Below are 22,838 nucleotides of genomic sequence, written 5' to 3' on the forward strand. Positions count from 1 at the left end.
TCACCTCTTAAGACGTTATTAAATGTACCTCAATTCCGGCGGCAACCAATTGCTGATGAATATCAGCTGGAATACCACTGTCCGTTACCAAAACGTCAATTTCTTCGCAGGCGATAATACGGTGTACACCTTTACGATCGAACTTGCTGGAGTCCGTCACCACTATGACTTGCTTTGCAGCTTTACACATCTCGCGGTTAAGCGCGGCTTCTGGTTCAAAGTGTGTTGTTACACCAACATCAACAGAAAACCCGTCGACACCAAGCACCAAGCGGTCAAAGTGATATTGCTTTAGCTGATCTTCTGCGTGGCTGCCATAAAACGACAGCGACTTTTTACGCAGTGAGCCTCCAGTCATCAACACTTCAACGCCATCGGCTGCAACGAGCGCTTGTGCCACGTTAAGACCATTGGTCATCACCACTAGCTGTTGATGTTCAGTAAGCTGCTTCGCAACCTCTTCAGTGGTGGTTCCTGAGTCCAAAATAATAGACTCATTATTGCCTATAAGGCCCGCCACCAACTTTGCAAGCTCGACTTTCACTTGGTGATGATGATCGTGCTTTTCCGTTATGGTGAGCTCTTTGGTTAACTTAGAACTCGCAACGGCACCACCATGAGAGCGAACCAACAACCCTTTATCATGTAAGGCATTGAGATCATTTCTGATCGTCACGGTTGATACACCAAATTGTTCTGCCAGCTCAGATACTTCTACTCGTTCCGTTTGACCAACGAGTTGAACGATTTCGTGGCGTCTTTCGATGGTGTTCAGCATGACACCTCCTTTCGTTTTGGTTAAATTTAGTCTACACAGCTTTCATTTGCTTTCAATTTATTTTTTTAACTTTAAACAAAAACAATTACAACCACCTGTTTTACAATGATTTAAAGTTAAATCGCAAACAAATTGAAATACAAACGAAAGAATATGAAAGATATTTTTCTTGCGTTCAAAATAAAACTGCCGTAATAATAACCAAAAAATAACATTTCGTTTTTAACAACAAGAGTGAACAACTAAGAGGTTATTATGGGTGATCTAAACCGCCGGCGATTTCTTCAATCAATGGCTGCTATTGCAGCAACAAGCGCAGTGGTTGGCTGCGCAAGTAACAATAATAAGACGCCGCTTACACCAAAGCCACAAGGAAATTCAGTTCAAGGTTTAGTCGTACCGAAACTGGATGTCGTGCGAGTGGGCTTTATTGGTGTGGGTCAACGTGGTGTTGGCGCGGTAAAACACTTTTGCCATCTTGACGGTGTCGAGATCAAGGCCATCTGCGATACGCACCAAGAAGTCGTCGATAGAGCCGTTAAAATTGTTGTCGACAAGGGCTTACCCAAGCCAGCGACTTACGGCAAGAGTGATATGGACTATCGCCGCATGTTGGCGCGCGATGACATTGATATTGTGATCATCTCTACGCCTTGGAAATGGCATACGCCTATGGCGGTAGACACAATGGAAAGTGGCAAACACGCTTTGGTTGAAGTGCCAGCTGCAGTGACCATAGAAGAAGCGTGGCAATTGGTAAATACCGCAGAGCGCACGCAAAAGAACTGCATGATGTTGGAAAACGTTTGCTATGGCCGCGACGAGCTGATGGTATTAAATATGGTTCGCCAAGGGCTATTCGGTGAGTTACTGCACGGTGAAGCAGCTTATATCCATGAACTTCGTTGGCAAATGAAAGAAATTGAGCATAAAACTGGCTCATGGCGCACACATTGGCATACCAAACGTAACGGTAACCTCTACCCAACTCATGGTTTAGGCCCAGTTTCTCAATATATGAATATCAACCGTGGCGATCGCTTCGACTATATCTCGTCCATGAGCTCACCAGCACTTGGTCGTGCAGCCTATGCCAAACGTGAATTTCCAGCAAATCATGAACGAAACCAACTGAACTATATTGCTGGAGATATGAACACCAGCATCATTAAAACCATCAAAGGTCGTTCGATTATGGTACAGCACGATACCACTACCCCACGCCCTTACTCCCGCCATAATTTAATTCAAGGTACTAACGGCGTATTTGCAGGATTCCCCAACCGCATCGCGCTTGAAAACGGCGGGAGTAAGAGCTTTCACGAGTGGGATTACGACATGAATGATTGGTACGGTAAATACGACCATCCACTTTGGCAAAAAATGGGGGCTGAAGCAGAGCGCAACGGCGGCCATGGTGGCATGGATTTCTTAATGTTCTGGCGCATTATTTACTGCCTTCGTAATGGCGAGCCGCTAGATCAGGATGTTTACGACGCAGCTGCTTGGTCAGCGGTCTTCCCTCTTTCAATGGACTCAGTTGCAGACAGAAGTAATAGCAAGGACTTCCCGGATTTCACCAGGGGCACATGGCGCACTGCAGCACCACTAGGCATTGTCACATAACTAACCAGAGGTTAAATACGCTATCTATAGCAAATGCTAACAATGCCTGAATAAGCGCTCGTATAGCGGGCGCAATAATAACAACACTCAACAGGACAACAAGATGAAACACACTCTAAAACTGTGTGCTGTGGGATTGGCTGTGAGCTGTGCCCTGTCCCAATACGCGCACGCACAGGAAACAGAACAGAACAGCGGATCCGACGAGCAAGATAAAGCCAAGCAACAAGTCGAGAAAATTGAAGTACGTGGCGTACGTTCGAGTATCAAAGAGTCACTCTTTCTCAAGAAAAACGCCGTCGGCGTAATGGATGCCATCGTTGCCGAAGACATTGGTAAGTTCCCAGATCAAAACCTTGCTGAAGCGCTACAACGAATGACGGGTATCGCCATTACCCGTAACGCCGGTGAAGGACAAAACGTCACGGTACGGGGGCTTGGCGGGGACTTTAACGTTACCACCATCAATGGTCGTAGAATGGCATCTGAACACACTAGCCGTGACTTTAACTTCGATTTAATTGCGCCTGAGATGGTTCAAGCATTAGAAGTGTACAAGTCACCGCAAGCACAAACGCAAGAGGGGGGGATTGGTTCAGTCATCAATATAAAAACCCGCCGACCATTAGATATGGATGGCTTTACCCTCGCCGGAAGTGCCAAAGCCATTTACGAAGAGCGTACTGGCGATACCAACCCTCAAGCTTCCTTCCTAATTAGTGATACCTTTTTTGACAATACCTTTGGCGCACTATTCACCGCCGTTTATTCAGAGCGAACACAACGCGAAGACTCCTACGAGGGACAAGGGTTTTACGATCCTGAAGAAAATACCGACGTGCGAGTCCCGGTTGATAGTAACCGAAATGGTGAGCTAGATGAGGGCGAGAAAGTACACCCCTCAATGATCCCAGGATATGTACGCTACTCGAACTGGCAAGACGAACGTGAGCGCATTGGTGCAAGCCTTGCGTTACAATGGCGTCCAACGAATGATATTGATGTCACCTTTGATAGCTTATACTCAAGCTACAAAACCGACGGTGAAAAATATCAAATCTCTTTCGTCACCTATGATGAACCTTGGACGCCGGGGATCCCAGCAGTAGGTGAGTTAAAATTTAATGAAGATGGCAACGTCAACTACATTGAGTTAGTCGATGGTGCAATGGCTGAGCTACTGAACGTCTCTGAGCCTCGCAATACCGACACTTGGCAGGCCGGTCTTAACTTCAAGTGGTATGCTACCAGCGACCTAACGCTTGAATTTGACGTGTCTAAGTCCCGTGCTGAGCGGATCAATGATGGCGACAACCGCTACATCGTGGCGCGTGGCTTTGTTGATACTATCACCATAGATCAAACAGGCGACAACCTCCTGCCAGATGTGACCATGTCACCAGCACTTAATGCCGATCAACCCTTTGGTGCTCACTACAGCTACAACTATGGCACGGAAGTAATAAGTGATGTTGAAGAGTTAAGGCTAGAAGGAACATTTATTCCGGAATGGGAATTTGTCAAAGACATCAAGTTTGGCTTTCATTACGGTAAGCAAACTAAAGGCAGAGACGTGAGCAAATCAAATAACCCATCAATGTTCAGTAATGGTGGAGCTTATTTTAAAAACTCAGATTACGACAGCTTTGATAACTCAAGCGTAGAAAAGCTCGGTGGCCTTAACTTATTTAGACTACCCGCAGATGTACTTGTACCCGCCAACTTTGATAACTTCCTAGAGGGTGAGCCAGGCATGCACCCTGCGCCGTGGGCAAGCTTCGACTACGACAAACTCTATGCTTTTTATCAATCCATTAATGCCCAAGCCGCAGATGAAAAAATTAGAGCTTCCAAGAGCCCTAAAGATTCCTACGAGCTTTCTGAGTCAACGTTTGCACTTTATTTAGAGACCAATCTAGTCGGCGAGCTGTCGGAAATGCCTTACAACTTAAACCTAGGCGTAAGAGCAATCAAAACCGAGATCACCTCTGATGGCTACATTTTTGATTACCCAAGTCTGGTATACAACGTAGAAGAAGACGAAGATGGCGACATTATCTATCGCATAGAAGGGGATATTGCCGATTATTACTCCGATTCTTACGTAGAAGATGACTACACTGATGTACTGCCTAGCATGAACTTTAAGTTAGAAATAACAGACTCACTGTTATTTAGAACCAGCGCGGCTAAAGTTATCACCAGACCTAGCATCGATTTTCTAACCCCATATAGCTCAATTAATTTCAGTAAGTTTGAGCTTAATCTTGCCAACCCTGGGATCAAGCCACTTAGAGCAGACCAACTTGATTTGGGACTAGAGTGGTACTTCTCTGATTATGGTGCGCTCACCTTTGCAACCTATTACAAAGACATTAAATCTGTTATCGCTCAGGGGCGTATCGGTACGATAAAAGTGGGGAAATTCTTAAAAGACGGCGTTGAAGTTGACGGTCCGGAATTTACCCAAGTATCTCCACGTTCAGAAGCAGGAGCAGAGATCAAAGGGTTCGAAATTGCTTACCAACAGTCGTTTGAGGAATTGCTACCGGCACCTTTTGATGGCCTAGGTATGCAAATCAACTATACATTTACGGATAGTAAATACGACGACCCAGAAAAAGACGAGCTACCATTCGCTGGAATGTCTGAGCATTCTTACAATGCGGTTATCTATTATGAAAAGGATGACTACCAAGCGCGTATCGCTTACAACTGGCGAGATGATTACCTGAAGTATCCAGATGCGTGGGGCGGCCCAGAATGGGCAGCGGATTATGGTCAGTTTGATTTCAGTGCCAGCTATAATCTTACGGCAAAGACACGGATTGATCTAAACGTGACCAACCTCACCAATGAGCGTCAATGGTCATACATTAAAACCCAAGAGCAAGTGAGCCACTTGAGCCGTTACGGCCGCAGTATCAGTTTAGGCATTAACACTTCTTTCTAATCAACATGGGGCAACGCGCCCCATTCAAGGAACTTAAGATGAAGAATACAATAATGACACCGATACTGCTGTGCGCCTCGCTATTTGCCTCAGCACAAGAGGCTTATATCAGCAGTTACGGTAATGCTTGGGCCAACAACGATATTGACGCCAGCAGGCAATATATAACTCAAGCCGGAATTGCCCCATGGCAAGATAAGCAGCTTAGGTTTAATCACTATTTTTATGCCAATAACGTTGGCACCTATACCCTCTATTTACACCTTGATAAACCAAGTGCACCAAGCACATTACTGGTAACGCATAACAACAAACAAGTGACGCTTAACCTCGATAGACAAAGCCCCACTAAGGTTAAAGTCGGTGACTTTGCCGTGACGCAAGTTGGCTATCAAACTGTCCAAATAGCCGGTGATACATTAGCCAAAGGGCGAAACAGTGCCTTCCCCGCCATTACTGGGCTCAGTCTCGATGGCGAGGCCATGACCCCCGCACCGAACTATGTCAAAGAAGACTTCTACTGGGGTCGTCGCGGCCCTTCAGTACACCTTTCCTATACCGTACCTGACAAAAAGGACTATAACTGGTTTTACAACGAAGTAACGGTGCCATCTGGCTATGATCCACAAGGTTCGTATTTTATGGCGAATGGTTTTGGCGAAGGGTACTTTGGTATTCAGGTAAACTCACCCACCGAGCGCCGCGTGCTGTTTTCGGTTTGGAGCCCATACCAAACGGATGATCCGAGCACAATTCCCGACAACCTTAAAATCAAATTACTCGCTAAAGGCGAAGGCGTTTACGTCGGTGAATTTGGCAATGAAGGTTCTGGAGGACAAAGCTATTTACGTTATAACTGGCAGCCAGATACGACATATCGCTTTTTAGTCAATATCGAGCCCAGTACAACTTATGAAGGCCATACTGAATATCGCGGCTATTTTTATGCGCCGGAAACCGGCCAATGGAAGCTGATCGCAGCCTTTAGCCGCCCTGAAACCAATACCTATGTTGCAAGACCGCATAGCTTTTTGGAAAACTTTTTACCCGAAGCTGGACAGTTTGAGCGTAAGGCATTTTATAATCGCCAGTTTTTGCGTGACACCCAAGGTAACTGGGTTGAGTTAAATCAGGCTAAATTCACTTATGACGCCACCGCCAGAAAAGGATCGCGTTTGGATTATCAAGGTGGTGAGGAGCAAAACCGTTTTTACTTACGTAACACCGGTTTCTTCACGGGACCCACACCTTATCTCAGCGAATTCACTCGCCCTAGCAGCAATGATGCGCCGGTGATCCCATGGCAGTCACTACAGGCACACCCTTAATTTAAATGATAGCTTCTCTCTGGTCGGCCAATGCTACCGTAGCTTTGGTCGGCTTTTACTTCTTCTATACTAACCAAAAACTCTAAATAGCGCCGAGCGGTTGAGCGACTCACCCCCACCAATTCTCCCATTTGGGTTGCTGTAAACACCTGCTTGGGCTGGCTTTGAAATGCCGTACGAATTTTTTCCAAAGTAAGTGGGTCAACGCCTTTAGGTAGTCTAGCCGTACTTTGTACGCTCGCCTGTTCACTACCAAATAAGGTGTCGACCATAGATTGCGTCACTTCATTGGCACCATCCAAACACTGCTGACGTGCTTCAAAGCGGGCGAGTGCGAGGTCGAGCCGTTCCAAGATCAGCGGTTTAACTAAAAAATCGCAAACTCCCAGACGGATCGCCTTTTCTAGCGTCGCCACTTCTTTTGCTGCGGTGATCAGCATCACTTCGCTTTTACAGCCTTGCTCGCGTAGCATCTTTAAAAACTCAAGGCCATTGCCATCGGGTAGATAAATATCCAATAAAATTAAGTCGGCTTGTATCGCACTCAACAGTACCGTCGCGGTAGAAACATTGTCGCTACTGGCCACCACCCGATATTGCCCTTGTCTTGCGCTACTTGGTGTTGCCGGTGTCACAAGGTATTGCGCTAATAATTGTGCCACAGCTACTTCATCTTCGATGATCACCACAGAATAAGTCATTGTTATTGCTCTTTTACTTGCTTGGGAATAAAGACCGTGATCCTTGCACCAAGTAATTCAGACTCCCCAACCTCTAAGGTTCCGTGGCAGGAATCAAGATTTGTTTTTACGAGATATAAGCCAACACCATGTTGGTCGCCGGACTTAGTACTAAACTGCGGCGTAAACGCCTCTTCGACGTTACCAATCAGTCCAGTGCCGCTATCTTCAACATCAAAGATAATATCCTGAACCGTTTCATCCACTGTTACGACCACTTTGGCAGACCGCAACTGTGCCGTCGTTCTCGCCGCTTCGATGGCATTATCAATGAGATTACCTAATATTGAAACTATTCGTTCCAACATCTCTTTTTGATGGATAGCGCACAGCGCACTGTCGGAACTCACCTCGAGTGCCACATTATGCTCTCGTGCTTTATGGTATTTACCGAGTAATAAGCCCGCGATCACTGGCTCTTGTATATAAGTGAGAAGGTTTTCAATTTGCGCTTGTGAGCCTTGGCTTTCTTGACCTATCAGCTCAATCGCTTTGTCATATTGCGCCATTTGGATAAGCGCGCCAATGGTATTTAACTTGTTTGAATAGTCGTGCGTTTGCACTCTCAACAGTTCTGCAAAAGCCTGTACTTTAGTGAGCTGCTTAGACACGTACTCTAGTTCATCGGAGGGCCGCATACTCAGTAAAATTCCCTCGTGTTGACCTTGCACTTGCAGCGCAAACCGCGATAACACCAAACGCTTGTCAGCAACAAATAGCTCGAAACCAACCAAAGGGCGATTGGGATTATGCAACAAGAAGTCGCTATGCTCTGGCAACAGATCGCTCAGGTGTAAACCCTGCTTACTCAAGCCACGAGGCTTTTCGAGAATTTCGCACGCACGTTGATTCAAACGGCGCACACGGCCATCGGGGTCGAGCGCGATAATCCCCGTGCGTACGGTATTCAGTATCGCCTCTTGCTCTGCAAATAAGCGCCCGATTTCATCTGGTTGCAGGCCAAAAATGGCTTGGCGGACACGTCGACCAATCCAAATTGCGGCAATGACACTGAGCAGTAACACCGCTGCAGCTCCAACAAAAACGGCAATGCTGCGCTGCAACACCAACGACTCAACGGATTGCACTAAAAAGCCTACCGAGACTAAACCAATCACCTCACCAGCGGGAGAGTACACCGGCACTTTGCCGCGAATAGATTCACCTAAACTGCCCTGTGCCGTTGAGATATAACTATCTCCAGACAGTGCGGCTTGGCTATCCCCACCGACCATAGTGCGACCAATTTTTTGCTCATCTGGGTGGGCAATGCGTCGCGTTTCGGTGTCACCAATGACGATAAAATCTGCGCCAGTTGCCTGGCGCAGCAGCTCAACATTAGTATTGAGGCGTTGGATCTGTGAGCTATCCCTATCTGTTATGAGTGCCGTCATAACATCTTCACGAACCGCCACCGCCTTAGCCAAAGCCAAGGCTTTTTCTCCCACTTCCTGGTGTAAGCTTTGCGTAATAACCTGATACACCAACGCGGTAAATAAGCATGCTTGGATCACACACAAGCCCACAACCCAAGTGATCAGTCGCGTTTCTAAGCGTTTTGGTCTGCGTGCTAATTTTTGTGATTGCGACACACGTATTTCCTCACTGCTGGGTTACTGCGCAACTTTTCGTTGCTGGAAGTACTCTTTTAACGGGATCAATAACACTAACATGGCAAGCGCAAATATGCCTAAAGTTAATGGCCTCTCCCAAATAAAGCTAATAGAGCCATCCGAAATCATCATGGCGCGGCGGTAATTGCGTTCGATCATATCGCCAAGAATAAACCCAAGGAGCAAAGGTGCCATCGGGAAACTCAATAATCTCAGCACCACCGCCACCAAGGCAAAACCCACCATCATAAACAAATCGAAGGTATTAAATGACACCAGATAAACGCCAATCAAGCTAAAGAATAAAATCATCACCGTGAGGACCGAGCGTGGCAGAGTCAAAGCCTTTGCAAAATAAGGGATCAGTGGCAAATTTAAAATCAGCAGTACAATGTTGCCAAAATACATGCTTACAATTACCGACCAAAATACCGTAGGATTGTCCTGCATTAACGTAGGGCCCGGCTGAATACCATAAGCAATCAGCGCCCCTAACATAATCGCAGTGGTGCCAGACCCCGGGATCCCAAGCGTTAACAAGGGCACAAATGACCCAGTACAAGCAGCATTGTTTGCCGACTCAGGTGCCGCTAAGCCGCGAATTTCACCACGCCCAAAACGCTCACGAATGGCTTTGGGTGCCAAATTTCGCTCTGTCGCATAAGCCATAAAACTCGCAATCGTTGCGCCAGCCCCCGGCAATACGCCAATGATAAATCCTAAAATTGAAGAGCGCCCCACAACTGGCGCCATTTCTTTCACTTCAGCGCCAGATAGTTTTGTTGAGCCAATAACGGGGGTGTCATCATCATTCGAACCTTGATTAGCTTTTTCAGGACGGATCACGTTGATCAGTGCCTCAGACAATGCAAAGGTTGCCATTGCGACCAACAAAAAGCTTACGCCGTCTAGCAAGTCCGCCTGACCAAAGGTAAAACGCTCAGTTCCAGATGAAGGGTCTATTCCCACCGTCGACAACATCAAGCCAAATACGGTCATCATCATGGCTTTTAAAAATTGCCCTTTTGCAGAAAAAGCAGCAATCGCAGTCAAGCCCAAAAACATCAACATCACATAGTCTGGAGACTGAAAGCTTAAGCTCACTTTTGCAAGCAGTGGTGCGGCTATCATAAGCATCAACGCACCAATCGTTCCGCCAGTAAATGAAGCATAAGCGGCAATAGCCAAAGCCTTGCCTGCATGTCCTTGTTTTGCCATTGGATAGCCGTCAAATGACGATGCCACAGTACCAGCTACACCGGGAGCGTTAATCAAAATAGAGGAAGTCGAGCCACCAAAAATTGCGCCGTAATATACGCCCGCCATTAAGATCATACCGGAGTCGGCACCGATGTTGTAAGTGATAGGGATCATCAACGCAATCGCCGTGATTGGCCCTAAGCCGGGCAACATGCCGATAAAAGTACCGACAAAGCAGCCAACAATTACGTACAGTAAGTTTTGCCACATAAAGGCCGTGGACAGGCCAACTAAAATACCGTCTGACATGGCTTAACTCCAAAAATCCCCAGGAACCAGATAGATCCCAAGTAGCTGCGTCATAATGGCCCAAAACACGATAACCACAGGTACCGACGCCAATAACAAAATTTGTTTACGTCGCTCACCCATAATTAAAAAGCCACAGCCTAAAAACAAAATGGTCGAAACAATAAACCCGAGTATCTCAAGCACACTGCTGTAAATAAGCATCAATACAATCAGTGCTGCACATTGGACGATGGTTGCCTTGGAGATAGTCTCCGCTTCTTCACGTTTATCAAGCGCAGGGACGCCTTTAAACAGTGTTGCGGCAATCGACAAAAGACAAACAACAATGCCAATCAGCGCGTATACTTTAGGCAAAGTTGCTGAGTTTACCGCCTCGTATTCTTCAAAAGGCATAATCGGGATTTGCCAAGCAGATACCGCATAGAGTGAAAACAGAATTAAAAACAGCACTGGGCCTAACAATTCTCGGTTTAACATAGTGAATTACCCACTTTTAGGTGGTGCAGTAACCTCACTGCAGCCACCTATTTAATTTAATCAGCGTCTAACGAAACCCAATTCTTCCATCACCACTTTCAGCTGCGCTTCTTGTGCCTCTAGCGCCTCAATAAACTCGTGCTGTGGCTTGAATAGATTCAACCAACCGTTGCGTGCGCGCACCGCTTCCCACTCTTTGCTTTGCACCAGCTTTTGTAATCTCACGGTATATTCGTCGAGTTTTGCTTGGGGGAGATCCGGAGCCGCAAAAAAACCACGCCAGTTAACAAATTCCATGTCATAGCCTAGAGACTTCAGGGTTGGGATCTCTGGATAGTCCGCGATAGGCTCTGGCGCGGTAACAGCAAGAATGCGCGCCTGACCACTTTTTGCCATGTCGAGCGCTTCACTTAATCCGGTCGAGAGCATCTTCACCTCGCCAGACAATAAACCCGCCTTGGCTTTGCCACCGGCATCGTAAGGAATGTAACGCAACTTACGACCGTCAACGCCTGCCGCTTTTACTGCTTGTGCTGCAACGAGATGATCCATACTACCGCGAGCAGAACCACCCGCAACGGTTACAGAGCCCGGGTTTACTTCTAGACGAGCAATCACCTCCTTCCAGCTCTTAAAAGGCGAATCATCACGCACCACGAATGCACCATAATCGGCAATTACGCTGGCAACGGGCGTTAAATCACGATAACTATAGGGAATCTTACCCGACAATGCGCGCAGCACGATTGGCGTTGAATTAACCATCAACATATCGCCTTTTTTATTGCCCGATTCAATCAAATAAGCAATAGCACGGCCGCCACCGCCGCCTGACATATTCTGAAACGACGCATTGGACTCAAGTCCTGATTTCACCAACGCCTCACCCACAGCTCGAGCCGTCGTATCCCAGCCACCACCTGGACCGCCGGGAATTAAAAAGTGGGTATCCGCTAATACCTGAGTAGACATCATTGCTACACCAGCCATTGCTAACTTGAGATGCTTTAATGCAAACTTCATAACCTGCTCCCGTTAAAATAGATACTGCAAGCGTGCAGCAAAGCCGAATCCTGAATCTTCGTCACCAACCAACGCGGTACTTCCAGCTCCTGAAACATCCGCATAGACAAGGTTAGCCATGAACTTTAAGCTGCTGGAATGGTAATAGGTACCGCCCAATGTGTAGGCGTCGACTTGCGTGCCTTGCTTGGCGTTTTCAGCATCCATACTGGAAATACGCGCAACCAACTCCCACGCATTTTTTACCCCTTTAGGTTGCTTAAATACCGCAGAGCCTGCGGAGTATTGCTTGTGTTCACCGGTCAAGAAATAGCTCAAAGACAAGTGATAACCCGAAATATCTCCCCCATCTAAAGCAGAAGTAGGGTCGAGGGTATCTAAGTTGCGTGTGGCATATTCGGCCTCAAGCATAAAGGCGTTATGTTGATAAGCGAGTTCTAACCCGGCTTGTGACATGCTATCAAGGGCAACTACATCACCGCCTGCAGCATAATCCACGAGGCGCACTTTGGCTTCGCGTACTTCACCGCGAGCAAGGCGATTACCCAGCGTTGCACCGCCCATATCACGGTACGAACCCCAACCACCTAAATGCAGGGTTTTACCGGGAGTGTGTTGCGACCAAGTCAAACGCCCCGAATAGGCAAGTGCCAGACGGTCATCTTGGTCACGCCCAGATGCACCAAAGGCGTCGTTTTTATATACCCCTAACGCATAGCGAAAACCGGTATCTTTAAAATATTGATAAGCTGATGCGCCCCATCGAAAGTAAGGAGAAAACGTATCAGCGATAGAGCTGCGCTCTATGGTATTGATGTGTTTGCTGCTGGTGAGCGCATTTAGAGTGATATCTTCTCTTAATTTACCAAACTGAAAGCGCGGGCCGTTGTTCCAACCGGTATAGCGCACTCTTACTGTGACTATCTCGGCATCGCCTTCAGCAAAATCGAGTAGCAACTTATGCTCCCAATCGCCTTGCTCGCTCTCTACATAGGTGCGGATCCGACGCGGAAAAAAGTCGCTGGCGGCATTACCCTCATTATCGGCGCTGTATGCACCACTAAAATGGTTAAAATCGAGTTGTACACGCCCACCAAACTCAAGGTTTAGTGATTTATTGGACTGTAATTCCTTTAATTGCGCTTCTAGCTTTGCAACCTTGCTGGCTAGTGCTTCATCTTGTTGTGCCAAAACGGGGCAAGCAGTTACTGCAATTAATGACATTGCTGCAACTGGCTTCATTATTGTTGTTCTCATTGCTCTGTACTCATTTGTCTTAAACGTATTGTGACTAGCGACTACAACCTGCTATCAAGTACGAGCTTATTGTTAACCCTCAATTAACCATAGATTGCGGAAATAAGTTGATTAAGTTGAGTAAAGCGCGTTTTGTGCATAAAAATCATGAGCAATATGCACAAAACCAAAAGTAGTGAGGAAATAAATAACGAGTGAAGCGAAAGTATGACCGCTGCGTTAATCAAAATATCTAAGATGTGGATGGTGAATTAACCGAGCTTTTCTCTGAAGCTCTGGAAACGGTGAGCCTACAAGGCTCAATATAGAATAATACTTTGCCCCCTAGAATAAGCAGAAATAAGACATACAACACACCAAAAACCATCACATTAATAAAACAATACACTCAATAAATTTAAATCTGGTGTAATTCCAACCACTTAGATCTAAATAAGAATTATTTTCAAAAGTAACGTTGACAGCCCCTCAAATCTAATTGATAATCACTATCAACAAGACGAGAGTGACGGCTCAACTTGTTATCACAATAGTTTCTTGACCCGAAACAAGGCTGGTATCCACAACTACCAAGGACGTTAGCAGGCACTTGCATTGCTCCTCGTATTTCGACGCTAACTCCACTTTTTACTTGCTACATTGCTCATATCGGTGACGGTAGATATGAAATCAAAAAGCCCTGCTCAGGGCTTTTTTTATGCCCAAAATTTATTTTTACTTCGGTATTTCCTAGAAAAACAGCCACATTAATATTAATGAGAATTATTTTCAAAAAAGTATTGACTCATCGTTAGATCTAACTGATAATCACTATCAACAAGACGGCAACGTGTTGTTTCGCCAACTCAGTTAGTAAGGTTGATAGTTGTAAAGCCCTGTCTACCTGATGTACTCGCTACCTTGAGATTGGCATTAGTACTCTAGTTTGTTTCTCGACCCTGAAACACGGCTGGCCAACGTTAATGGCTTGAATGAGCTTAATTCAGTCGCCCCTAAACCTGACTAAGTTTATTCTCACAATTTACTTGCTACATTGCTCATATCGGTGACGGTAGATATGAACGTAAAAAGCCCTGCTCAGGGCTTTTTTTATGCCCAAAATTTATATCTATTTTCAGCACTTACCGAAAAACAGCTGCACAAACATTAATGAGAATTATTTTCAAAAAGGTATTGACCTAACGGCTAATCTAATTGATAATCAATATCAACAAGAGGACATACTCTTGCTGATTCGACCCTGAATCGTGTTGTCGGTGATGTGCTACAACGCCCCTTGATGTGTATCACTGGCAACCACTTTTTACTTGCTACATTACTCATATCGGTGACGGTAGATATGAATCAAAAAGCCCTGCTCAGGGCTTTTTTTATGCCTACATTTTCTATCAGCGTTTGTTCAGCTGTAATGTCGTGTAATCGTTTTCTTTTACTAGAATCCGTATCATTCTATTTTTCCAAAAATAACAATAATATGAACGCTCGACGCTACCGTTATAACATGTTGTTAAGCCTGCTGCTGCTGGTAGGGTTTATTTTCACCAGTTGGATAAGTATCGAGCATGCTAAACAATCGTTGTATAAAGGGGTGAGCGATGATGCTCTGCCACTCACCAGCCATCTGATTGATTTAGATATACAAAAACGGCTTCAAGCTCCAATCATTGTTTCTCAGCAAATGGCAAATAATGTCTTTATTAAACGTTGGCTAACGTCTTCACAGCAAGACCCTACGCTTATTTTCACCTACTTAGAAGATACTCGATCATTACATCACGCAAAAACAAGCTTTTTAGTGGATGACAAGAGCCTCACTTATTACCACTTTGATGGTAACACCCAGCAGTTAGACATTCGCGCCAAACAAAACGATTGGTACCGAGAAAGCCTGCATAGCGATGCTGACTATGCGCTCAATGTTGATATAGACCCAAGAGATAACAATGAAGCCATTGTTTACGTCAATCATAAAATAAAGCAAAACAACGATGTAATTGGCGTTGTTGGGGTTGGTATCTTATTGGCTGATTTACACAATTTAATTGAACAATACGAAGCCAGCTACGCACGCAAACTGTACTTTATTGACCACAAAGGCAGGCTCTTATTTTTTAACGATCAGACCCTATCTGGCACCAGTATTCATGATCGTTTTCCAACCCAAGCAACGGCGCTACTCAATCAATCTGAATATCAATTTCGGTTGGAAACCGACGACCATGCCGAGTTTGTCCATTCGCGCTATTTGGACTCTATAGGCTGGTATTTAATTGTTGAGCAAACAATAGATAAATCCAGTGGAATAAGCGACATACTCACAACCAATTTATGGGTAGGGAGCCTCGTCACCCTATTAATATTAGCCGTGGCGCAGTTGACGTTTAATCACTATCAAAAACGCTTAGAAAAAATGGCGAAGTACGACAAACTCACCGATACCTTTAATCGTCAAGCCTTTGAGCCACAGCTTCAGCACCATTTAGCGAAAGCGCGTACCCAATCAACCCCAGTAGTGATGTTGATGATGGACATTGACCACTTTAAACAAGTGAACGATCAACATGGCCATGTGGTAGGCGACAGAGTGCTGCAATGTTTCTCCAACGTATGTAAACGCCAGATAGAAAACAAAGGTTTGCTGTGCCGCTGGGGGGGTGAAGAATTTATGGTATTGCTACCCAAAGCGACGTTAGAGCAAGGAATTGCGATTGCTGAGAAGATCCATGTTGCACTAGAGCAAGCGGAATGTGAGGTCAAAGTGACAGTCAGTATTGGCGTTGCACAATACCATATTGATGAATCAGAAGATGGTTTTATAAAGCGCGCCGATGCCGCGCTCTATCGTGCCAAACAAGGCCGGAATCAAACCAAATTCGCCGCTTAGCGGCGATTCTTACGCGCTCTTGCGCGGCGCTGACGTTTTTCGTCTTCACGCGCGGCCTTTTTAGCCTCAGCTTGTGCTCTTAGCTCAGCAACCATTTCTTCTTCCGACTCACGCATTTCCGGCGTTTCCATCGTGATCTGCCCGATAACAGCATCGCGCAGTTCGTTGATTAAAATCTCCGACATCTTATGCGTATCAACCTGATTGCCGCCCTTTACACAACCACGCTTGCGGCCAGCCATCTCGATAAATGTCCAGTCACAGTCCGGTAATTCGTCGAGCTTGTAACGTGCTTTTAAAAGCTCTGGATATGCACCTAGCAGATATTCAGCGGTGTAACTCGCCACTTCTTCATAATTGATAGCCGTATCGCGAATAGCACCCGTTGCCGCCAAACGATAGCCCGAGTTTTCGTTCTCAACCTTTGGCCACAACATACCCGGCGTATCGTAAAGCATAATGCCGTCTTCAAGCTTAATACGCTGTTGCGCTTTAGTTACCGCTGGTTCATTACCTGTTTTTGCAACAATTCTGCCAGCAAGTGTATTGATAAGCGTCGATTTACCTACATTTGGAATACCCATGATCATGGCTTTTAGCTGCTTATCTTGACCCACTTTATGAGGTGCAAGCTTTTTGCAAAGCGCATTAATACGCTGTACTTCATTCGCCTTATCATGACCAAACGCCAGCGCTTTTACACCGCTCTCGCGTTCAAAATACTCCATCCACTGCTTGGTCAGTTCAGGATCGGCAAGGTCCGCTTTATTCATGATTTTGATAACAGGCTTGTCACCACGTAACTGCCCTACCATAGGGTTTTCGCTACTGTATGGAATACGAGCATCCAGCACTTCAATAATGACATCCATCTGCGGCATGATCTCTTTGATCTCATTGCGCGCTTTATTCATATGCCCTGGGAACCACTGTATTGCCATTATAACCACCTGTATTAATTAACTTTAAAAGCTCATATGTTGAACACCTTGCCAAACTCACACACCATAACCTCGTTCGTACGGAGCGTGAAATAAGTGTAGGATACAACATAGGGTACTAAACGCTTTTAATACAGCAGCAGTACCTCATCACTAAGTTGGCTATTCTACTATAAATTGACAGGATTGGGTTAATGGCTATGAATTCTGTTTAATTCACGTATCACTCTCAAAATACTTGCCTATGTATCGCTGCTATGAGTAAAGTCAGCCCGTCCTCCTGATCGGGTTTTGGCGCCCCTCCATCACACCCAAAAAGCATAACTTCTCGGCGGGTGAGCCGCTTCCCACGAAACTATTTGCACTGCGAATTGGGAGGCTATACTGATAGTTTTTGTAACCCTTGCAAACAGCTTATTCCATCTTCCATCACACCTTTCATGGATGGCAACTGTCTACCCGAGAATATTGAAAAAGTGGACTTCATCACACATCTACACTTAATTGCAGATATGGGAGATATGGAAATCACTGATATGGCCAGCTTGGTTTCTAGAGCAATAAAATAACAATTAAATTGAACTCGGAACATGGAGTTAGCTTACTAACAGATTCACAAGGCGTTTTGTTAGACATTAGCAGCGCAATAGGGAATTTACTCGCCTTGAATAATCCACTCACAAGTTGAGTGAATTATTCAAACTCAAGAACTCACAACGTAAATTTGGACAGCAGCGCTTCTTGTTCATGGGCGTTTTTAGCGAGTTCTTCGCTGGCATTATATTGTTTGTCTGAAAAGCTGCCGACCTCCACGCTAATATCGTTGATATGTATTGTATTTTTATTGATTTCTTCAATCACCACACTTTGCTCTTCGATGGCGGTTGCGATTTGAATATTGCGATCCATAAGCTCTTTTACTGCTTCTGAGATTTCTTCTAGCATGTGTGTCGCTTGCTCGGTTTGTGACACACATTGCTGGGTTTTATCTCGGCTACTTCCCATAGATTGCTGAACTTGAATGGACGAGGCTTGGATCTGGTCGATCATGGATTTAATTTCGGTGGTAGATTCCTGTGTTTTTGATGCTAGAGAGCGCACTTCATCGGCCACAACTGCAAAACCTCGGCCCTGCTCTCCTGCACGTGCGGCTTCAATTGCAGCATTAAGTGCCAGTAGATTGGTTTGTTCTGCAATACCATTAATGACCGAAAGAATATTCTCAATATTTTGGCTATATTCTGCAAGTTGCGTACTCAGCTCGTACGATGCAGTAATATCGTCAGCCAAAGCATTAATTTGGCTTCGCGCTTTAAAGAATATCTCTTGCCCTTCGGAGGTCTTTTCATTTACCGAGGTGATAGAGCTTGCGGCTTGCTGCGCGTTACCCGCGATTTCGGTCGAGGTAGTACTCATTTCATTCATCGCGGTAGCGAGGTTTTCAATTAGGCTAACTTGTTGATCAAGTTTCTGTGAGGAATGTGTCGACAGCTCTTTGGCGGCATCACTGCTTATCACCACATCGTCTGCACGTTCTTTTACGTTACTTACTAACCCATGCAAAAAGCCCAAGAACAAATTAAATTGTCGCGCTACCGTACCGCACTCATCTTCGTTCACGATTTTTAAGCGCTGAGTTAAGTCACCGCCTCCACTTGCCATGCCAGTGATTGCAGATTCCAAATCCCGTAATGGTTGGAGTAAGTGAATTGCTAACGTCCGTACGCAGAATACTCCAATAGCCACGGCTAAAATAGCAATGATCAGGGAGTTTATTGTAATTTCAGTCAGTGTTTTATAGGCTTTTGATTTATCGATTAATACCGCCAAATACCAGTCCGTACCAAAGGTGTTATCAAGCGAATGTAAGTAAAACAACCTTTTGCCTTCTTTGGTATCCACTTCTTGCAACTTATCTACGCTATCTAAGCGTAAAGCTGGATATACCTGTTGCAGTTTTTTGCCGTTAAATTCGGCCTGTTGATGAGAAATGACATTACCAGACTTGTCGACCAAAAAGGCATAGCCCGTGTTATCAAAGTTAACCTGATTGACACTATTGGCAATGGTTTTTAGGCTTAAATCTCCCCCAATTACCCCTTTAAAGTTACCGTTCACTACAATGGGAGATACCACCGACAGCAATAACTCACCTGTCGCCGCGTCAGTATATGGACTGGTATAAACGGTTTTATTTTGGTTTTTACCAAGCTGATACCAAGCTCGCTCTCTAAAATCTACGCCCGGAGGATTTTTGCGAGCGGGGTTGTTCGACCTGAGCCCTTCCTCATTAGCCAAAGTACCAAAAGCCAGCAGAAACTCCTTTTTAAACACTGGTGTATTCAGTGCTTGTTGAAAGTGATCATCGCTAAAGTTTTGCTCTAACTGACTTTTTATCACATTAATTTGCGTTGCTTTACCGGCCAGCCAATTTTCTATGCTCACGGCCAGCAATTGCGTGCTATCCGTTACATAGGCATGGGTTTTGGTTTTTACCGAATCGCTAACAAACCAGTAAGTAGAAAGCGTCGTCGTGGTGATGATCAATAAGATCACTATGGCAGAAGTCACAGAGAACTTAGTGCGGATCTTCATATTCAACAGCCTGAATAAAAAGTGCTCGAATATCAAAAGTGTTGTCTATAATTCGATTATTGGCAACTGAGCGATGTAAAAACCATGAATTTTACTTTGAGCAACTCAAACGCACTGATTGGCCTAGCCTGTTTACTGACTTCTTCAGCAGCTTTGGCAGCCGAACGCCCTGTCACCATGGCCGACATTGAAAATCTTGAGCGGCAATTGGCTGAGCTTAAAGCTCGGTTTATGACGCAAAATAGCGAACTAAAGGCCGCAGCTCCTGTGGCAAAATCAACACCACAAAGTGACCCTGTAAAACCACCTACCGAGCCCTCAACCACGCTCCAAACCTATGCCACAATACGCCCGACATTTGGCGTAATCAATCAAGATGACGCAAGTAACTGGGATGTTCGTGATGCCTTATCCCACGCAGGGATTAAAGTGACTCATGAATTTATGCCGGGCTGGCAGGCCGAACTTCATGGTGAATGGGGCATCGATCTCGCCAATGAAGGAAATTTTGGCAAGTCACGCCGTGCTTATACTGCGCTAGGTACACCGTATGGTCGATTTGGCATTGGCAAACAAAGGCCTGCACAGTATCTGTTTATTGCCGAATACGTTGATATTTTTAATCACGCCAGCAGCCCATTTGCTTACGATCCAGAGAGTATTTTTTTCGTTGATAATTTAGTTACTTACCGCTACGAATTGGGGCCGATGACGTTTATCGCCGCAGGCCAATTTAATGGTGACAAAGGCGATAACCAAACGGATTTATTCAACACTGGGTTAAGTTACGATAACGCAGGTTTACACGCAGCGATTACTTATCAACAAAACGATGTATACGATAACGAGCAGCATATTGGCGAAAACCAACTTTGGTCTGGTGCGCTGGCTTATCAATTTACCTCCCGCTTTTACGCTGCCATGGCGTATCAGGACAAAGACTATCAACGCGTGGGCGCACTTGATTCTCGACAAGGCCACACCTTTGATCTTTCGTTGGCCTATCAACTCGCAAAACACTATAAACTCAAAACCGGATATTTTGATTTTGATGACGGTTACGGCAGTCATGACCCGCTTAATCAAAGCTTCGATGGCTACAATGTGACACTTGAGTGGCTACCAACACCGCCGCTCAGAGTGCACTTGGAGTATTTGAACAAGTCCTTCGACAACCAAGTCGATATGGACTCCATCTCCATTGGCTTTAGGTACGATTACAAGCAAGAGTGGCAATTTGATTAGCCAAGATCACAGGGTCTAGGATAATAATTTTTTAATTTGGATTGATTTATACATCAAGTATTCAAGTGGGGGTGGTACACTCGCGCAAGGCTTAGAAGTATTCAAGTTTAAAGGGGCGGCATGAACCACTCTCCTATTCCACTCAATATTACCGCGAGCGCCAACATCGAGAGTATTGTGGTGCTGCATGGCTTGTATATGTCTGGCTTTGTGATGCGGCCGCTTAGCGCTCGCTTAGGTAAATCGGGCTACCGTATTCTCAATTTAAGCTATAACACGTTAACGCCAGATATTGATGAGATCTGCGCCGCTATTGATACTTTCGTTGGCGATCGCCCCGCCGCCCTCGTTTGCCACTCCATGGGAGGCTTAGTTGCAAGAGCATATTTAGAACGAGGTTCTGCCGCGAGCAAGCAAGTAAAAAAAGTGGTGACCTTAGGGACACCACATAAAGGCAGTGCCATTGCCAAGCATATGCACGACAAAGGACTGGAGCTACTGTTAAAAAACAGTGTGGAGTTTTTATTATCTAACAATCAAGATTGGCCTTTCGACGCCAAGCTTTACAGTATTGCCGGCGACCTACCCATCGGACTAATGCCACTACTACAAAAAGGTAGCCAGTCGGATGGCACTGTGTTGTTAGAAGAAACCAAGCTCAGTGGCATGGCCGAGCACAAAGTATTTCATCTCAGCCATACCAGCTTAATATATTCCCGTGCGGTAATGGACTATATCTGCGAGCTGTTAGAGAGGCCTTAGTGCTCTGCGCTTGCAGCTACTTTGTAAGCAATCACTGCGATCAAGCCAACTAATAACGGTACTGGCGCTGCAATATAGCCAAAGGTATCTGAGTTTGCGATGCTTGCGCCAGCTAAGTGACCCACTAGCCCAACAACAAAAGCCACTAAAGCGATAACAACGACGACGAGTTCCATTTTATGTTCTGATTTTGTTTTGCCTTTCATACTCATTTCCTCAAGTAGTAGACACCGCGTTTTTTGTGTCTTGATGAAATGATTATGCGCTTATGATGCGGCGATATTTTGACCTAAATCAAGTTTAAAACCGCCAAAATACGAACGAGATTAAACACTTGTCTTAGATCAAAAACTACGCGCTCTGGTAAAGTTTTGGGAAAAGTTGGCAAGCTTTATTCCCGCCAAGTATTCATGTCACTTGGTTACTTTTGAGCGCTTTTTGGGGTTTCATCTTGTTTTTTACCACGCTCATCCCAACGTCATATTGTATTAATATTTGATATGTTTTTATTTTATTGATTGATTTTTCCGATTAAACACTTTGATTTTAATCATTGGGCAATCACCTAAGGTTGCGCCATACTGACTGTGAATCAACAAGGAGCATCGCATGACAAACATTAATTCTATCGGTTTAGACAAAGCTAAGAGCCAAGCACTAGTAACGTCACTTAATACGCTACTAAGTAGCTACCAAATTCAATATATGAATGCCCGTGGTTTTCACTGGAACATCAAAGGTCGTGAGTTTTTTGAACTACACCTAAAATTTGAAGAAATTTATACGCTTTTGCTTGAGAAGGTCGACGAAATCGCAGAGCGTATTTTGACGATTGAAGGCAACCCATTGCATGCGTTTTCTGATTATTTGGAAACCAGTAAAATTCAAGAAGCAAAAGGGATCAGCAATGGTACACAAGCACTAGAAACCTTGCTTGATGGCTACACAACGCTTATTTCTATGCAGCGTGAAATTTTAGCGCAAGCGGGCGAAGCCGAAGATGAAGGGACTGCTGCGTTAATGAGCGACTACATCAAAGAGCAAGAAAAGCTAGTGTGGATGCTTAAAGCGTATTTAAACTAAGATAGACGGTAGGTCAGGCTA

17 protein-coding genes are annotated in these 22,838 nt (G+C 45.2%); 7 read left to right on the forward strand and 10 right to left on the reverse strand.

The window, feature by feature from the left end; translation table 11 throughout:
* Nucleotides 1–7: 7 nt before the first annotated feature.
* Nucleotides 8–778: a transcriptional repressor AgaR gene (agaR, locus tag GSF04_RS22450; RefSeq protein WP_130165136.1), complete on the reverse strand. Its 771-nt coding sequence runs from the start codon at nucleotides 776–778 to the stop codon at nucleotides 8–10.
* A 255-nt stretch (nucleotides 779–1,033) separates the two neighbouring features.
* Here agaR and GSF04_RS22455 point away from each other — a divergent pair, with 255 nt between their 5' ends.
* The 3 genes from GSF04_RS22455 to GSF04_RS22465 all read left to right on the forward strand — a co-directional run bounded on the left by GSF04_RS22455 (nucleotide 1,034) and on the right by GSF04_RS22465 (nucleotide 6,685).
* Nucleotides 1,034–2,404 (forward strand): Gfo/Idh/MocA family oxidoreductase, encoded by a 1,371-nt coding sequence (locus tag GSF04_RS22455; RefSeq protein ID WP_045964720.1) that lies wholly within the window; start codon nucleotides 1,034–1,036, stop codon nucleotides 2,402–2,404.
* Nucleotides 2,405–2,507: 103 nt separating this feature from the next.
* Nucleotides 2,508–5,357, forward strand: a complete 2,850-nt coding sequence (locus tag GSF04_RS22460) for a TonB-dependent receptor (protein ID WP_211858837.1) — start codon at nucleotides 2,508–2,510, stop codon at nucleotides 5,355–5,357.
* A gap of 38 nt (nucleotides 5,358–5,395) precedes the next feature.
* Nucleotides 5,396–6,685, forward strand: a complete 1,290-nt coding sequence (locus GSF04_RS22465) for a DUF3472 domain-containing protein (protein ID WP_211858838.1) — start codon at nucleotides 5,396–5,398, stop codon at nucleotides 6,683–6,685.
* Here GSF04_RS22465 and GSF04_RS22470 read toward each other — a convergent pair.
* Genes GSF04_RS22470 through GSF04_RS22495 form a run of 6 tightly spaced genes read right to left on the reverse strand, consistent with a single transcriptional unit; the run spans nucleotide 6,682 to nucleotide 13,292 of the window.
* Nucleotides 6,682–7,386, reverse strand: a complete 705-nt coding sequence (locus tag GSF04_RS22470) for a response regulator (RefSeq protein WP_069021687.1) — start codon at nucleotides 7,384–7,386, stop codon at nucleotides 6,682–6,684. The two genes, GSF04_RS22465 and GSF04_RS22470, sit on opposite strands and share 4 nt — an antisense overlap.
* Before the next feature lie 2 nt (nucleotides 7,387–7,388).
* The gene (locus GSF04_RS22475; RefSeq protein ID WP_211858839.1) at nucleotides 7,389–9,017 is read right to left on the reverse strand and encodes a sensor histidine kinase; all 1,629 of its coding nucleotides are present in this window, start codon (nucleotides 9,015–9,017) and stop codon (nucleotides 7,389–7,391) included.
* A 21-nt stretch (nucleotides 9,018–9,038) separates the two neighbouring features.
* A complete protein-coding gene (locus tag GSF04_RS22480; protein WP_211858840.1) occupies nucleotides 9,039–10,547 on the reverse strand; it encodes a tripartite tricarboxylate transporter permease in 1,509 nt (502 codons plus the stop codon).
* Nucleotides 10,548–10,550: 3 nt separating this feature from the next.
* Complete coding sequence (locus GSF04_RS22485; RefSeq protein ID WP_211858841.1) at nucleotides 10,551–11,027, reverse strand: tripartite tricarboxylate transporter TctB family protein; 477 nt, start codon at nucleotides 11,025–11,027, stop codon at nucleotides 10,551–10,553.
* A 60-nt stretch (nucleotides 11,028–11,087) separates the two neighbouring features.
* Nucleotides 11,088–12,050, reverse strand: a complete 963-nt coding sequence (locus GSF04_RS22490; RefSeq protein ID WP_017218314.1) for a tripartite tricarboxylate transporter substrate-binding protein — start codon at nucleotides 12,048–12,050, stop codon at nucleotides 11,088–11,090.
* Nucleotides 12,051–12,062: 12 nt separating this feature from the next.
* Nucleotides 12,063–13,292: a porin gene (locus GSF04_RS22495; RefSeq protein ID WP_211860113.1), complete on the reverse strand. Its 1,230-nt coding sequence runs from the start codon at nucleotides 13,290–13,292 to the stop codon at nucleotides 12,063–12,065.
* Between the two features lie 1,489 nt (nucleotides 13,293–14,781).
* On the opposite strand from GSF04_RS22495, the gene GSF04_RS22500 reads away from it, so the two are divergent.
* On the forward strand, nucleotides 14,782–16,191 hold the full coding sequence (locus tag GSF04_RS22500) for a sensor domain-containing diguanylate cyclase (protein WP_211858842.1): 1,410 nt from the start codon (nucleotides 14,782–14,784) through the stop codon (nucleotides 16,189–16,191).
* Here the strand turns inward: GSF04_RS22500 and ylqF are convergent.
* On the reverse strand, nucleotides 16,188–17,132 hold the full coding sequence (ylqF, locus tag GSF04_RS22505; RefSeq protein ID WP_039493363.1) for a ribosome biogenesis GTPase YlqF: 945 nt from the start codon (nucleotides 17,130–17,132) through the stop codon (nucleotides 16,188–16,190). The genes GSF04_RS22500 and ylqF overlap by 4 nt on opposite strands.
* 711 nt (nucleotides 17,133–17,843) lie before the next feature.
* On the reverse strand, nucleotides 17,844–19,727 hold the full coding sequence (locus tag GSF04_RS22510) for a methyl-accepting chemotaxis protein (RefSeq protein WP_211858843.1): 1,884 nt from the start codon (nucleotides 19,725–19,727) through the stop codon (nucleotides 17,844–17,846).
* A gap of 84 nt (nucleotides 19,728–19,811) precedes the next feature.
* Between GSF04_RS22510 and GSF04_RS22515 the strand changes: the two genes are divergently transcribed.
* Nucleotides 19,812–20,972 (forward strand): porin, encoded by a 1,161-nt coding sequence (locus GSF04_RS22515; protein WP_211858844.1) that lies wholly within the window; start codon nucleotides 19,812–19,814, stop codon nucleotides 20,970–20,972.
* A gap of 120 nt (nucleotides 20,973–21,092) precedes the next feature.
* The gene (locus tag GSF04_RS22520; RefSeq protein ID WP_039493352.1) at nucleotides 21,093–21,734 is read left to right on the forward strand and encodes an alpha/beta fold hydrolase; all 642 of its coding nucleotides are present in this window, start codon (nucleotides 21,093–21,095) and stop codon (nucleotides 21,732–21,734) included.
* Here the strand turns inward: GSF04_RS22520 and GSF04_RS22525 are convergent.
* Complete coding sequence (locus GSF04_RS22525) at nucleotides 21,731–21,940, reverse strand: hypothetical protein (protein WP_010376516.1); 210 nt, start codon at nucleotides 21,938–21,940, stop codon at nucleotides 21,731–21,733. The genes GSF04_RS22520 and GSF04_RS22525 overlap by 4 nt on opposite strands.
* Before the next feature lie 403 nt (nucleotides 21,941–22,343).
* On the opposite strand from GSF04_RS22525, the gene GSF04_RS22530 reads away from it, so the two are divergent.
* The gene (locus GSF04_RS22530; RefSeq protein WP_010376518.1) at nucleotides 22,344–22,817 is read left to right on the forward strand and encodes a Dps family protein; all 474 of its coding nucleotides are present in this window, start codon (nucleotides 22,344–22,346) and stop codon (nucleotides 22,815–22,817) included.
* Nucleotides 22,818–22,838 lie beyond the last annotated feature (21 nt).

The organism is Pseudoalteromonas sp. A22 (genome assembly GCF_018141345.1).
GTDB classification, from domain to species: domain Bacteria; phylum Pseudomonadota; class Gammaproteobacteria; order Enterobacterales; family Alteromonadaceae; genus Pseudoalteromonas; species Pseudoalteromonas maricaloris.

Bases quoted from the DNA above. Each gene is read 5' to 3' on its own strand.
- GSF04_RS22480 (WP_211858840.1), bottom strand. From the start codon at position 10,547: ATGTCAGACGGTATTTTAGTTGGCCTGTCCACGGCCTTTATGTGGCAA.
- GSF04_RS22460 (WP_211858837.1), top strand. From the start codon at position 2,508: ATGAAACACACTCTAAAACTGTGTGCTGTGGGATTGGCTGTGAGCTGT.
- ylqF (WP_039493363.1), bottom strand. From the start codon at position 17,132: ATGGCAATACAGTGGTTCCCAGGGCATATGAATAAAGCGCGCAATGAG.
- GSF04_RS22530 (WP_010376518.1), top strand. From the start codon at position 22,344: ATGACAAACATTAATTCTATCGGTTTAGACAAAGCTAAGAGCCAAGCA.
- GSF04_RS22470 (WP_069021687.1), bottom strand. From the start codon at position 7,386: ATGACTTATTCTGTGGTGATCATCGAAGATGAAGTAGCTGTGGCACAA.
- GSF04_RS22520 (WP_039493352.1), top strand. From the start codon at position 21,093: ATGAACCACTCTCCTATTCCACTCAATATTACCGCGAGCGCCAACATC.
- GSF04_RS22525 (WP_010376516.1), bottom strand. From the start codon at position 21,940: ATGAAAGGCAAAACAAAATCAGAACATAAAATGGAACTCGTCGTCGTT.
- GSF04_RS22485 (WP_211858841.1), bottom strand. From the start codon at position 11,027: ATGTTAAACCGAGAATTGTTAGGCCCAGTGCTGTTTTTAATTCTGTTT.
- GSF04_RS22510 (WP_211858843.1), bottom strand. From the start codon at position 19,727: ATGAAGATCCGCACTAAGTTCTCTGTGACTTCTGCCATAGTGATCTTA.
- GSF04_RS22515 (WP_211858844.1), top strand. From the start codon at position 19,812: ATGAATTTTACTTTGAGCAACTCAAACGCACTGATTGGCCTAGCCTGT.
- GSF04_RS22495 (WP_211860113.1), bottom strand. From the start codon at position 13,292: ATGAAGCCAGTTGCAGCAATGTCATTAATTGCAGTAACTGCTTGCCCC.
- GSF04_RS22465 (WP_211858838.1), top strand. From the start codon at position 5,396: ATGAAGAATACAATAATGACACCGATACTGCTGTGCGCCTCGCTATTT.
- agaR (WP_130165136.1), bottom strand. From the start codon at position 778: ATGCTGAACACCATCGAAAGACGCCACGAAATCGTTCAACTCGTTGGT.
- GSF04_RS22455 (WP_045964720.1), top strand. From the start codon at position 1,034: ATGGGTGATCTAAACCGCCGGCGATTTCTTCAATCAATGGCTGCTATT.
- GSF04_RS22490 (WP_017218314.1), bottom strand. From the start codon at position 12,050: ATGAAGTTTGCATTAAAGCATCTCAAGTTAGCAATGGCTGGTGTAGCA.
- GSF04_RS22500 (WP_211858842.1), top strand. From the start codon at position 14,782: ATGAACGCTCGACGCTACCGTTATAACATGTTGTTAAGCCTGCTGCTG.